This is a genomic window from Luteibacter aegosomaticola, assembly GCF_023078475.1.
Taxonomy (GTDB): Bacteria; Pseudomonadota; Gammaproteobacteria; order Xanthomonadales; family Rhodanobacteraceae; genus Luteibacter; species Luteibacter aegosomaticola.
This window is the reverse complement of sequence record NZ_CP095741.1, coordinates 2,405,388-2,418,613: the sequence shown is the minus strand read 5'-3', so window position 1 is coordinate 2,418,613 and position 13,226 is coordinate 2,405,388. Positions and strand designations below refer to the sequence as shown.

Below are 13,226 nucleotides of genomic sequence, written 5' to 3'. Positions count from 1 at the left end.
CTCACAACCATGGCACGGTCACATCCGCATCCTTCCAGCGCATACCATGCAGAAAGGAATCGCGCTCATGTGGATGAGTAAGTGGAATACCAATAACATGCGTCATCAAGAGCTGATCTAGATCGCGCCGATCGCTCCCCGCAATGCCGTCGGTCATAGCGGCGATTTGCGCAAGAACGGCTTCGTCAAACGCATGCGCTTTGCGCTCCGGTGAATACAGGCGAGCGCCAAGATTCCATGCGCCCAACTCGACGATCAGGCCCACAAGGTCCTTACGCATGACGGAAGCCAAAAATTTCCGCTTCTTCGCCGCGTCAGCAAAGTGCGTACGACGGAAAACCGTATTGTATTCCGGCTGGAAATAGTGGATCAGTGCAGCTTCGGCCAAGCTGATTCGCTCGCGACGGCCAATGGTTGCTTGCCGCACGCGCGCAACATGCGTGCGCTCCTCCTCCGCACTCGCCGTGGGCGGCAGATTTAGGTCGCCACCAGTGTTAAACATCATCCGCGCGTGCTCGAAACGATAAAACAGGAGCAATACCTCCCACTCGGGGTGCCACGTGTGGAAATCCGCCAGGATGCGCTGCAGGGTACTGTGCTTCAACAGGCGATCCATGGCTAACCGCTCGTGGTGCCGGCCGACACCTTGGCCGACGTAAAGTACCTGAAGGTCCCGTTCGGTTTGCAAAAGCTCCGCCTGTCCCTGGGACACCAAAACATGGGCCGCAATAAACAGATGGCCACGCTCGTACTGGATACATACCCGTGTTCCATTGGGAGCGACCGCAATGCCGTCGCTCAACGGTTCGCCACGGCACACGTCCGGCTCCAGCACATACTGGAAGGGGACCGATGCCCAGCCTTCCTCACGCATTACGTGAAAGTGACCTGTAAGAAGTCGTCCTTGTAGCTGTATCGAACGGGCGTCGACCACAATCCGCGGTCGACTTACGATCAGATAGATATTGGTGCCAACAAAGGCGTCACGCAGATTTGCGTCCCGGGCTGCGTCGTAGAGGTCGGCCGGGGTCATTACGGCTGGGCCGCTTGAGTACAGGTGCAAACTAGCTTCGAGGTTAAAGCGACGCTTGGTCAAGGGGTGCTGCTCCTAACCGCATATATAGGTCATCGGTATCGGCAGGCATGCGCCATAGCTTAGGTCGACCGGTCACAGGGTCGATGCGCACGTCGCCTGGCGCCCTGGGCTAACAGGGCTTGCCGACAGATTTGCCGAAAGTAATAGCGCCATTCCGTAAGAACTTGTGGCACTCTCAGCCAGCATTGCGCCTGGAAGGAAGGATCGGGCGCTGGACAGTGATGTCGGGCCAGGGGGAATACATGAGCGCATCGTACGGTGTCCGCAGGCGTGAGCTTGCGTTGGCTATTTGCGTGGGTCTAACCGTTGGCCTTTCAGGCTGCGGTGGTGGAGGAGGAGGGGGTGGCGGCACCAAGTCGTCGTCCTCCGGCACAACGGTCCAGCCATCGACGCCGCCAGTCATCTCCATTCCGACCAATGCGCAGCTTTCGGCTACCGGAGTCATGGCCGCCCATGCGGCGGGCGCCACCGGCAAGGGAGTCGTGATCGGCATCGCGGATACGGGCGTGGACGCCACCAACCCCGCGTTGTCGGGCAAGGTCGCGGCCTTTGCCGATGGCTCGGCCCAGGTACTGAACGGCGCCGAGGATGTCGTCGGCCGCGGTACCGCGTTGGCGGCACTGGCGGCAGGTCGTTCCGTTGGGCAGTTCGGCGGCGGCGTGGCCCCGGATGCCACGATCGCATCGGTGCGCATCCTGCCGGATACCACACCGAAGGATGAAACCTACCCCACGAAGAACGCCGCGGCACGACCGACCCCCATGGCCCCCAGCGCATTTGCCACCGCGAATGACCTCCTGGCCGCCCACGCCAGGATCATCGTCTGGGGTGCGACGGACTCCATGATCGACCCGCAGACCTACTCATTCGAGGCTTACCAGAAGGCCTTCCAGGGCGGCGCGCGGGACGCGGTGCTCTTCGTCATGGGCGCCGGCAGCAATACCATGTCCACGGCCAGCTCGCTGGCCAACTTGCCTTTCACCCCTACCAATTCAAACTTGCAGGACCGTTGGCTCGTCGTCGCCGCACTCGACGGCCCCAACAACGACCAACTGGCGGCGTACGCGAATAAATGCATCGACTATTTCTGCATTTCCGCACCCGGTCACGTGCAGACGCTCGCGAAGGGATCCACGGCGGCCGCACCCGTCTACGAGGACCATGTGGGAACGTCGTACGCCGCCGCGCAGGTGGCGGGTGCTGCCGCCATCCTGTCGTCCGTCTACCCAACCCTTGGCCCGAATGCGCTGCGTAACATGCTTGTCAGTACGACAGACAACCTCGGGCCGGGTGTTCCCGGGCGCCTGAATGTCGGCAGGGCACTGGGCGGCCCCCAGCACCTGGGCGGTGACGTCTCAGTCGCTGGTACGCAGATCACGTTCACGAACGACTTTCTGGATGGATGGCTCGTTGCCAAGGGCCCCGGGACGCTCACCATGGCGGGGAAGTCGAAAGGTTCCATGAGCGCGCAGAGCGGCGCCCACGTCGAGCTCATGCAGGGGTCAGGCCCGCTCTATGTCGACGAGGGATCCAGTGTCACGCTGCACGGTGATGTCGAGGGTGGCGCCCATCCAGTCGGTACCCTGAACCAGGTGACGGGTGTCTCGGGAACGCTCGACCTGACGCCGAACACCGCAGGCACGCACATACGCGATGGCAACCTGGTATTCGACCTGCGTGACGTATCGACGCTTGAGCTGCTGATCGGCTCACCCATCACCGTCGACGGTTCCGCCACGGTGCACGGCACAATCTCGTTCAAGGGAGCTGTGCCGGGTTATATCAACACGAGCCACCAGACTGTGATTTCCGCGGCGTCGGTCACGGGCACGTTCGCTACCACGAAGCTCGCCGGCGGGATGTTCCTCGACACCTCGCTGCAGTACTCCGACAAGGAAGTGTGGATCGACACGACGCGCCTCAGCGTTCAGGCTGTCGCCGCGGCGACACCGCAAATCGCGCGGTCCGCTGCCGCACTAAATGCGGCCAGCCGGGTCGACGCTGCGATGGATAGCCTCGCTGCCAGCGGCGCGACAACGCCGGCCGTGGGGACGCTGCTTGCCGCCGGCAACCTTCAGCAAGCGAGCAACGAAGGAGCGGCACGCCGTTCGCTGGCATCGCTTTCCGGCCAGCTCTACGCCGCGGGAACGGCGGTCACGCTGGCGAACATCGACGCAGGCAACCAGGCCCTGGCACGCCATATCGCCGACGACGGCCATGTCGGCTCGTGGGTCACCACCCTGGGCGCACAGGATTCCATGGCGCGAAGCGGCTTCGATGGCGTGTCCGCGCAGATGAGCGGGAACATGGTGGGCCACGACCTTGCCTTGGGTAACCAGGGCTTCGCTGGTGTGGCCTTCGCACGCATGGCCAGCAATGCGCGACTGTCGGCCAACTTTGATAACCAGCGCAGCCGTTCCTCGGAAAGCATGTTTTACGCCGGCATTCGCAGCAGCGGGTGGTACGGTGTCGGTCGTGTTGCGCTGGGTAATTTCCGTGGCGACGTGCGACGCCTGTTGCGTTTCGGCGACACCGCGAGCTTCGCCGGAGGCGATGCCGATGGCCATTACCTCGCTGGATACGGCGAACTCGGCCTGCGCACGCATGCCGGCGCATTCGACGTGACGCCATTCGTGAGCATGCAGTACGCACGCATCCACCGCGATGGCTTCCAGGAGGCGGACGCCACGGGATTCGGGCTGGCAACGCGAGGGCAGGGCATGTCGCGCTGGCAAGGCGGCCTGGGCATGCGTGCCGGCTCCACGTGGGGCCTCGCGGGTGGCACCTTGCACGTCGACGGGACGCTGGCGTGGCAACAGGCGTTTGCCACGCGTGGCGAAGGACTATCTGCGCGTTACGCCGCGTTTTCGACGTGGGCGCCGGTGGAGGGCATTGGGCTTTCGCAGAGGGCGGCTACGGTGGGCATGAATGCGATGTTTGAGATTGGTGATCGGACGCAGTTGGCGTTGGGCGTGGATCAGCGTCTTGCCAGTCGTGATCGGTCGCGGTCGGCTACGGGTAGTTTTAGGTGGGCTTGGTAGGGTGGTCGGGGCGCCATACCCGGACGCGGCGGCATACTCGTTGCGATCTTTCTATATGCGGATGTCGATCGACTGGCGCCGAAACCGCGCACTCAAGTCCGTGTAGGAACGGCCGATACTCTGCTATTCCCCATCGCAAAGGCAACCCTCGTTGCGCATCGACGCGTTTCGACCCCTCTTTCGAGATGGTGCGTGGCACCCACCAACTCATGCGCTGCTTGAGCTGAAGGGGTCATCCCCACCGGGAGCGTCGACCTGGATTGCGCTCGAGCGACACCAGCACACGCGCTACGCCCCGGACCGGACTACCGTGGCAGACGCGGAGATTCGTTTGTCGTTCGAACGCTGCGACGCTGCGCGTCCGCGTCACGGCTCGGTTGATGGCGCCGACTTCTGCGGGTTCTATAATGCTCAAGAACAACGCATATCGCTCACCGGACGGCGCCTAGAATCCGGTGCAGTCTATCTGCCCGAAGACCTGCGCGGCCTCCATCTAGGCACCTTTGCCATGGGTGAGATCGTGCGGTGGGCCAAGCAGTGGCCCGATGCCGTCGTCGAGCCCATCATTCTCTCGGACGGCGACGCCTATCCCGAGAATCAGGAGCGACGCAATCGCTTCTACGAGCAGTTCGGTCTTCGTTTCGACTATGAGGGGACGCTTCGCGAAGCGGGCCGGTCCAAGTCGATTCGCGCGGGTGACCTAATCGACAGCGAAGCGTGGTTGGGCTTAGTCGTCGAACATCTCTTTCTGGATGCGATTGCCGACCAAATGAGACGGGCCGGCGACGCGGAGCGAAATCTGCGCGTCCGAGATGTCGCCGTGAAGGACCTAGCACAGCGTTTGCTATGGGCGGACGATCATCCAGTTCAGTCCTGCCTTCGACGACTTTGGGTCCGCCACCCCTACGCTCCTTTCGTGGGCGTTATTTTGATGCTCGTCGGCTGGGCCATCCGGCGTTCGCTGTGACGGGATCAAGGCAAAGCACTCGGGTATCGCATGTCAGAGGCCAAAGTATTTGACGCAATCGGGAGTCGGGGTTACTCAGACCTCGACCGTCGCCCCAAGCCTCGTGAGATCAGTTAATGCTCACGCCGCGAACCGAGCAGCCTCCTTAGCATCGCTTCCGGCCAAGGACCTTGGCAAGCTGAGGAAATGGGAAGATCTATCCAGGTGAAGAAATGAATGCAAGTGATGAGCTTAACGTCCGGCACTATGCGCATACGAATGATGTCCATCGTCGCTGCCTGTTCACAGGGGTCCACGTTCCCGGAACAAAGCGAGGCGAACACGTCATACCTCGCTGGCTGGTGAAAGACTACGCCCTCCATAATTCTGACGTGCAAGTCGGCGAGCCTGAAGCGCTTGCAAGAATTCATGAGTTCACGGCTCCAGCAGATGCTGAAGCAAATGGCGCTTTCGGGAAACTGGAGCAGCGGATTAAGGAAAACAGAGCAGACGTTTCAGATGACGAGCTTTACCTTTGGCTCTTGAAGTTGTCGAGCGGCATGCTTTGGAATCATCGACGACTAGCGGGAAACCCGCTGCATCCCAGTGCTCCTGATCAGTTCGATGTACGTTTAGAAGGGATAGTGAGCAACGAATTCCGGGACGCCTACGCAAGCTGGAAGAATGGCACTTTCTCCCGGAAAGGCAGCTTTGCCAAGCTTCCTAGTCGCATTGACCGCGTGATGATATTGCATATATTCGGCGCCACCATCCTCGATATCGGGCATGATACAAAAGAAGGACTTTTCCCGTACGCACTAATGGCAATAGGCAGGCCCGGCTATCCACTGTGGGTGGCCAGTTTTTTTGACGACGAGCGAAAGTGGGAAGATCAAACCGTTCATTGCAAATGGGCGAACAGTCAGGCGGCAACAACGTCTGAGCCGCTCTTTATACGGGCGTCTCTCGCGTCTGCGCTCTACACAATGGAGCTGGAGCCCATGATGCACACCGAAGAGCAGGCACAGCGGGTCCTTGATAGCGTCGCTTATGCGGCAGGGGTTCGCTTTTTCACGGACGACGAGGGCGTGAAAACGTTCGGACCGCGCTAGCTCGGAGGCTCTAATTCAAAGAATGACTATAGCGTCCTGCGGCAATAGCGAGGCGCGGCCTCAGCGCAGCATGCTGCGGCGCGCTTGCACGTTCGGAGCGGCGGAAGCGCTCGATCTGGAGCGGTCATACGAGGGAGCGCTGAAACGCGGAGCAGGCGATCTTTCCGCAAACCTCGATGACGACCCAAACGCTTTGGACGCCTGGCTTCGAGAGGCGAACCAAGTGCGGACAAACGCGCTCAAGTCGAAAGTCGATGATTTCTCAGCGTACATAATATGACATAATATACATTATGCGCAGATATGGATGCCGGCGCGTGGGGGCTACCCCATCCACCCCGGAGCCTTCAAGAACGGCACCAGCACAGCCAAGAAAGCCTCCAGATGATCTCCATGCAAATGATGCCCCTCGCCAAGCAGCTCGACCCTCGCGTTGGGTATGGCCGATGCAACCAAGGCCGCCCGATCAGAAATCGGTCCATCCGTCGCATTGCACATCACGAGCGTCGGTACCCCGATCCTGGGAAGCGATGCCCACCATTGCGGAGCCGGCGCCCCGAGCTCCGCAACGACGAGCTTGGAGACTCTCGGGTCGAACGCCCTGAAAAAGATGATCCGCGCCAGTCGCCGCCATCCCAACAACCGAATGGCGCGCCAAAGATTGACTTGCTGATGATCGGCGGTCATGGCGCGAGCTTCGACCGGCGTCTTGGGCGGCACGGGGACGGCTTCAAGAATCAGTGCTCGGACCCGCGAACCAGGCATTGCCGCGATTCGGGTGGCCAACTGAGCCCCCAGCGAATGCCCAACAAGACTGACAGAACCAAGGCCGAGCTGCTTCATGGCCGCCGAAATATCGCCAGCTAGACTGTCCAGCGAATAGTCATTCGAGCGTGCGCTAGCTCCGTGACCCGGGAGGTCAAACGCGACAACGCGGAAACCGTGTTCCGAAAGGTGTAAACCCACGTCACGCCAGGTAGCGGATTGGCTTGCAAGTGCATGTAGAAGGACCACCGCAGGACCTTCGGCGGGGCCGATAACTTTATAGGCGATGTGCCGGCCGTCGATATCGACCCTTCCTGAGGTCAAGACGTTTTCGTCCATGAACTCACTCCCCTCCCCTTGATTGATGGCCACGGCGTTGACCTACAGCATAATGGGCCCACCCACGACAGCAACCCGAAGCGAGCCTGCATGGACACAAGGGCACAAAACCCGGAGATCCGGCGCTACATACGACGAGTCGACACGCTACGCATTGCCGCAACGCTATGGTGCTTGATTGCTGTCCTTGGCCAGTTCGTGTTCGCGGCCTATATCGTCGCCACCTACGGCGCCGCATCGATTCACGGAGACCCTACCGCCTGGAATCGCGTCTGGCCCTCGGGCTACGTCCAGGGCGAACGCCTCGGCAACCTCGCCGTTGCAGTCCACGTGCTCCTCGCCGCTTTCGTTATCGCCTCCGGCTCGCTACAGATTCTGCCTTCGCTGCGACGGAACTACCCTCGCTTCCATCGATGGAATGGGCGGGCTTATCTGGCATCGTTGCTCACGGTGAGCATTGCAGGGCTATGGATGCTGGCCTTCGATCGGGGATTTGTCGGTGCATCGCAGAACGGTAACGTGGCGATTAACGGAGTGCTTCTGATCCTGTGTTGTGCTTTCGCCTGGGCGGCCGCAAGGAGGCGGGACTTATCAGCGCACCGGAGGTGGGCACTTCGGGTATTCGCACTCGCTGCAGGCGTCTGGGTTTTCCGTATCGGACTGGCCGGATGGATTGCGATACGTGGAGGCCTCGTCGGATTCGATCCCGCCACGATGCAAGGACCGGCGCTCGCGGCCCTATCGATCTGCGAATGGGTCGCGCCTCTGCTGCTTCTGGAGTTATACCTCCGCGCAGAACAATCTCGCCGTCCATTCGTGCGTCTGACCGTGGCTGTCACGCTCGTGATCACAGCTGCGGCGACCGGATACGGAGCCTACTGTGCCAGTGTTGGCATGTGGATCCCCGCGATGATCAGGCACTGAGAAGCCCCTTCCCTCCTCGATGATTGACACCAAGGATGACAAATGAACCCAATCCTGGCCAGCGCCGCGCTCGCCATCGCTGCGGTGTTACCTGCGGGCCATCCCGCCACTGGCCAACTGCCGGAGAAACCCGTCGTCCTTCAGTTCGGGCCCGGAATAAATCACGTCAAGCTAGATGGCCAGCCTTACACGCTGGTATCGGCATGGCGCGATAACGGGAACGCTCATGGCTACAACGTCGTCAACGTATATACGGACGGCCCAGTCAACCACGGCGCCACCACCCTCGCCGCGGTACCAGCCTTTGTCCGGGACCCCACCGATCCAAAGAAGAAACAACCCGAAGAGCTGGGGCTGACGACCTCCGGGGGCGCAGATTGCACGTTGCATACCTTCCGCATCTTCTATAGCAACGACACCAAGGGCACCCAATTGGTCATCGCCGACCGTGAGTTCGGCAAATCCTTTGCTGACACAGAAGAGGTGCACTTCACGTTCTATCGGCTGGTGGACCACTCCGACGATGGCGCCGGGGATGCGCCGCATTCGTTCGACTTCGACCGCGTAGTCGAGGCCAAGGCACGCTACTGCGACGTTGACGAGGCGCTGCAAAAGGAACTTGGCATGCCGCCAGTCGTCGGCGCGAGCCTTCCCTGGGCCGGCGAATAACGTACGGCATAGGCCGACCGATGGATGCCGCCGTCACGCGGGCAGTCGTACGCTGCAGCCATGGAAATCGTCGACGAAGAAATCCAGCTTGCCCGCGCCCAGATGGCGATGGATGCGATGGCCATCGGCCATGCGCTTCTCGAAGGCGATGCCGAAGAGGCGCGCTTCCGCACCCATCTGGTCCACGGGATGGCCTCGCGCCAGGGCTTCGTCCAGATAGCGGCGGCGGCCAATGGCGTCATGCGCCTGCTGGCCCGGTCAGAAACCACCGTCGTACCGGGTATCGGGCGAGCATTGCTTGCTTTGCTCGGGGCCATCGATCGGGTCTAACAGCCCTGCTCCACCGAAAGCGGCCGTCTGGCGATGCTGTACCAGCCATCGCCAGACGCGTCGGTCATCCTTGCGCAGCCAGCCCCTTCCCTTCCGGCATCCCCGCGTCCACCCGCTCAGCCAGCAACGAACTAGCCAGCTGAATCAGCGACCCCAAGCCATTCGCACCGGTCTCACCGCCACCCAGCGAGATCTTCGGCACGATGGCGATCTGCCCATCGCGGATCGCTTCGGCAAACTGGGCACCCAGCGTGTTGATCAACTGCAGGCGCGCGCCCTCCCCCGTCAGCGCCTGCGACTTCGCCTGGATGGCTTCGGCCTCGGCCTTACCCACGGCAGCAATGGCAGAGGCGCGACCGTCGCCCTCGGCGGTGAGGCGGCGGCGCTCGGCATCGGCGTCGATACCAATAACGTTCGCACGCTTGGTCGCCTCCACCACGTTGGCGTCACCCACGTTCTTCTTGATCTCGATATGGATCATGGAATTGGTCAGTTCAGCCTGAATATCCGTCTTGGCGCGGGCTTCGCGTAGCGAGCGCTCCTTGGCGGCCGATTGTTCCTGCAACTCGAACGTAGCCACCTGCTCGATCGCGACCTGGCGATCCCTGAGCTGGTTCAGGATCGCATCGATGCGCGCGCCCGACGCATTCCCGGTGCTGCCGTGGGGCGTACCAATCAGCACCTCCTGAAGCTCCAGGTTGTAAGCCGCGAAACGCCCCATCATTTCCACGCCCGCGACCTGCTGGATCTCGGCACGGTTCTGGATCAGCTCAATCAGCGTCTTGGTCTGACCGATGTTCTTGAAATAGGCACTGACCATCGGATCGAGCGTCTGGTCGACCAGGCGTTTGATGTCACCAAAACGCTGCACCACCAGCGGCGCCTTGCGGTAATCGATGTGCACGACCACGGAAAGCGGCAACAGCGGCTCGAAGGCATCCTTGGTAATCAGCGACACTTCGGAAAGGTTCTCATCGAACTTATGCATGTTGGTCACTTCCGGCGTCCACTTCAGGATGAAGTTGGTCGTCGGAACGAGCTGGATCTTGCCGGCGTATGTGTTGAAGGCATACTTGCCAGGAAGCAAAGGCTCCTTCCACACGCCACGGCACGAACTGTCCACCAGCTCACCGTGGGAATAGCCCTCGCCGGAGCGGTCCGTGCCAATGGTGCCGATGTACGAAACGACCACGCCCACGAATCCCACGGGCACAACGGTCTTCGCAATGTAATCCACCGTCGCGAACAGGCGGTTGATGTAGTACGTACCCTCGACCAATACCTGATGCTGGCGGCCGCGGTTACCGCCAGCGCGCAGGAACGCGTCGATATTCTGGAAGTTGTTGTGGAAGGTCGGCTTGTCGGTCGCATCCTGGCCTACGCGCGGCGCGACGATTTCATCGGGCGGAAGCACCGGGCCATCATGCACCGTCACCACACCCAGCATGTCATTGGTGGTGTCATCCGCCTGCGCCGAGGCATTCTCGCGACGGCCACCAATGATCACCGGCTGGAAGCCGCCGCGTTCATTCAGCACGCTACCCATGTGGTCGATGGTTCCGCGCTCTTCTTCAGAGAGCAGCAGGCCATGCACACGCGACGCCGTAATGATGGCGAACTGAGCCACGTTGATCGCGTACGTACCTTCACGAAGTACCGTGCGCTGCGGCCCCTTCTGGCCACCGTTGCGCAGGAAGGCGTCGACATCTTCGATGCCCGTCTGCACGGTACGGCCGAGTGCCTGCCCTTCCTCGAGATCATGCCCGTCGCGGGCGAAGACGTAGCCGATTTCACCCTGCGGAATGGTGACCAGGTCCACCTTGTGCACGCGCCACTGGAACGGCGCAAAGTAATGCAGGCCGCCGCGGAGAACGGTGGGTTGATAGCCCACTTCGCCATTAAGCGCGATAAGGCCACGAGTTACAGACGGTGCGCCCCACAGCCGCTCGACGACACCGACGCGGTCATTGGGGATATAGACGATGACATGGGAAAGAACGACGAGCACGATCAGTACGACAACGACGACTGCCGAAGCAATAAGCCAGGTCATGGCTGAATGTCCTTGTGAGTTAAGTAGACCCGGCACGACACCGGGGAAGTACGGCGAACGCATAGACAGGGCGCAAGAGCCCGTTCCGCCCCGTTAAGGGCAGATGAAATTCGATGAGTCACGGCCTGACCGCCCGCTGCTTACGCAGTGGCATCGTCATGAAAAGAAGGGGCCCGGGGCTCTGTGCCATCCGGTCGCGGTGCGCGTAGGCGCGCTGCGAACCGGCACTCTTTACTTCGTGGGCGGCATGGCTGGTTTATCCCGGAAACGCGGTTGCGCGTTCAACGTGGTGCGCAACATACGCCGACGTGCGGTGATACACAATCACAACCCGTCTGGCGTGCCATGCCCGAGATAGGCCTTTTTGGCTAAGTGTTTTCCTATGGACGCCGTCGACCCGCTCGCGTAACGCTTGGTACTCATATCAAGCAGCCGGATGCACTGGGAGCGCGCTCATGGGAATTCTGCAGATAGGTGACACGGGCGCCGCAGTGCGCATGCTGCAAAGGCAGCTCACCGGCAAAGGCTACCGGTGCGATGCGAATGGGATTTTCGATGCACTCACCGTGCGTGCCGTGAAAGCCTTCCAGTCGCAAAACCTGGATCAGCATGGTCAGCCACTCGTTGTCGACGGTGCGGTTGGTCCGCTCACCCAATGGAGTCTCAATCACCGAAAGCCATGGATTGAAACGACGAGTGCCGTCGACTACACCGTGATGCCTAAGTCAGGTGGGACCAAGCTAGGCCGTGCCGCGCTCAGCGCCGCCATCGGTGAAATCGAGGCAGGTGCCGGCGAAGTGGGCGGGGACAACAAGGGCCCCTTCGTGGCGAAGTATTTCGCGCCCGCGCGCCTCGGTACGGGTGACCCGTGGTGTGCTGCTTTTCTGAGCTGGTGCTTCTACAGCGCCTGTAATGAAAAACTCGATGCCATGCCGTTTCCTTACACGGTTGGCGCACGAGGGGTCTTGGCGCAACTCAAGAAACGGGGTTTCGCCAAAGGCCCCGGCGAGAATTACGTGCCGGTGCCCGGGGATATTGTCGTCTGGTGGCGTGTCAGCCTTGCCGGATGGCAGGGCCACACAGGCCTCGTGCATTCCGTCAAGGACGGCATGCTCTACACCATTGAAGGCAATCGAAGCCCGAAGGTACAGGGCTTCTCCTATGTGCTCAGCCGCATGGAGAAACTACTCGGCTTTGGGCACATACCCTAGATGTCGAAGGCGGCATCTATCATGCGCTGCAGATTCATTCCCGGGCGCAGATTGCCCGGGTAAGCACCTCCGACAACACCGTCGAATCATCCGGATTGGCATCGACCAGCGGGATCGCCCAGGCGGCTCCCGAGCGTTCGAAGTGCCGTTTCCACTCCGGCCACGCCAGTAGCTCGGCCAGATCCAGCTCTCTCGAGCCTCCCATTTCACCATGGCCACCGCCGATGGATTCGCCTACGGAGAACAGGCGGCGACTAAACGGGAAGATGCAAACCTCGTACACGTGATGGGTGGGATGTGTATCGGTGGGCGCCTGATTCTTGTAGCTCAGGCGAAGCACCTGCCGTTCAAGGCGATCCGCCCCCAGCGGCACCGATTTCTGATGGAGATAGGCCGCCGTGACGTCACCGATCCCCGGCCATGTCACCGAACTTGCGTCGTAGAAGAAGTGCTTCAGTCGGTTCGGGTAAGCCAACGCAGGCCAGCCCATCTCCTCCCTGGCAACGGAGGCATCAAACAGACGGTGCTCTCCCCCATCAAACTCGATAACAAGCTGCCAGGACTCGTTGGGTACCACGCGCTTCAGTTGCCGCACTCATCACCCCCAGTCTTCCTGATGAAGCGCTCGATAGCGCCAGAGGCATATAGTGCCTTCGTCATCGAAACGCCGATACGGGCATGTCGATCCACGCGCCCCTCAATCGACGTTCCCATATGGCGATACCCGCCACTCCGGAGGC

General features: G+C 61.1%; 11 protein-coding genes. 7 read left to right on the top strand and 4 right to left on the bottom strand.

Features of this window, described 5'->3' with window-relative positions; translation table 11 throughout:
* Position 1: 1 nt before the first annotated feature.
* On the bottom strand, positions 2-1,096 hold the full coding sequence (locus L2Y96_RS10550; RefSeq protein ID WP_247336598.1) for a hypothetical protein: 1,095 nt from the start codon (positions 1,094-1,096) through the stop codon (positions 2-4).
* A 443-nt stretch (positions 1,097-1,539) separates the two neighbouring features.
* Between L2Y96_RS10550 and L2Y96_RS10545 the strand changes: the two genes are divergently transcribed.
* The 3 genes from L2Y96_RS10545 (at position 1,540) to L2Y96_RS10535 (ending at position 6,195) form a co-directional block, all read left to right on the top strand.
* Positions 1,540-4,137 (top strand): autotransporter family protein, encoded by a 2,598-nt coding sequence (locus L2Y96_RS10545; RefSeq protein WP_247336595.1) that lies wholly within the window; start codon positions 1,540-1,542, stop codon positions 4,135-4,137.
* A 331-nt stretch (positions 4,138-4,468) separates the two neighbouring features.
* Positions 4,469-5,104 carry a hypothetical protein gene (locus L2Y96_RS10540; protein WP_247336593.1) on the top strand — a complete coding sequence of 212 codons (636 nt, stop codon included), beginning with the start codon at positions 4,469-4,471 and terminating at the stop codon, positions 5,102-5,104.
* 212 nt (positions 5,105-5,316) lie between these two features.
* Positions 5,317-6,195 carry a hypothetical protein gene (locus L2Y96_RS10535; protein WP_247336590.1) on the top strand — a complete coding sequence of 293 codons (879 nt, stop codon included), beginning with the start codon at positions 5,317-5,319 and terminating at the stop codon, positions 6,193-6,195.
* Between the two features lie 324 nt (positions 6,196-6,519).
* On the opposite strand, the gene L2Y96_RS10530 is transcribed toward L2Y96_RS10535, so the two are convergent.
* Positions 6,520-7,299 carry an alpha/beta fold hydrolase gene (locus tag L2Y96_RS10530; RefSeq protein ID WP_247336587.1) on the bottom strand — a complete coding sequence of 260 codons (780 nt, stop codon included), beginning with the start codon at positions 7,297-7,299 and terminating at the stop codon, positions 6,520-6,522.
* A 90-nt stretch (positions 7,300-7,389) separates the two neighbouring features.
* On the opposite strand from L2Y96_RS10530, the gene L2Y96_RS10525 reads away from it, so the two are divergent.
* From L2Y96_RS10525 to L2Y96_RS10515, 3 genes are read left to right on the top strand one after another with little or no spacing between them, the layout of a single operon-like run.
* Positions 7,390-8,223, top strand: coding sequence for a DUF2306 domain-containing protein (locus tag L2Y96_RS10525; RefSeq protein WP_247336585.1), 834 nt, complete (start codon positions 7,390-7,392; stop codon positions 8,221-8,223).
* Positions 8,224-8,265: 42 nt separating this feature from the next.
* Positions 8,266-8,892 carry a hypothetical protein gene (locus L2Y96_RS10520; RefSeq protein ID WP_247336583.1) on the top strand — a complete coding sequence of 209 codons (627 nt, stop codon included), beginning with the start codon at positions 8,266-8,268 and terminating at the stop codon, positions 8,890-8,892.
* 60 nt (positions 8,893-8,952) lie between these two features.
* Positions 8,953-9,222: a hypothetical protein gene (locus L2Y96_RS10515; protein WP_247336581.1), complete on the top strand. Its 270-nt coding sequence runs from the start codon at positions 8,953-8,955 to the stop codon at positions 9,220-9,222.
* A gap of 64 nt (positions 9,223-9,286) precedes the next feature.
* Here L2Y96_RS10515 and L2Y96_RS10510 read toward each other — a convergent pair whose 3' ends face one another.
* The gene (locus L2Y96_RS10510) at positions 9,287-11,275 is read right to left on the bottom strand and encodes an SPFH domain-containing protein (RefSeq protein WP_247336579.1); all 1,989 of its coding nucleotides are present in this window, start codon (positions 11,273-11,275) and stop codon (positions 9,287-9,289) included.
* Positions 11,276-11,730: 455 nt separating this feature from the next.
* Between L2Y96_RS10510 and L2Y96_RS10505 the strand changes: the two genes are divergently transcribed.
* Positions 11,731-12,486, top strand: a complete 756-nt coding sequence (locus L2Y96_RS10505; protein ID WP_247336576.1) for a CHAP domain-containing protein — start codon at positions 11,731-11,733, stop codon at positions 12,484-12,486.
* Positions 12,487-12,520: 34 nt separating this feature from the next.
* Here the strand turns inward: L2Y96_RS10505 and L2Y96_RS10500 are convergent, their stop codons facing one another.
* Positions 12,521-13,081 carry a hypothetical protein gene (locus L2Y96_RS10500; protein WP_247336573.1) on the bottom strand — a complete coding sequence of 187 codons (561 nt, stop codon included), beginning with the start codon at positions 13,079-13,081 and terminating at the stop codon, positions 12,521-12,523.
* Positions 13,082-13,226 lie beyond the last annotated feature (145 nt).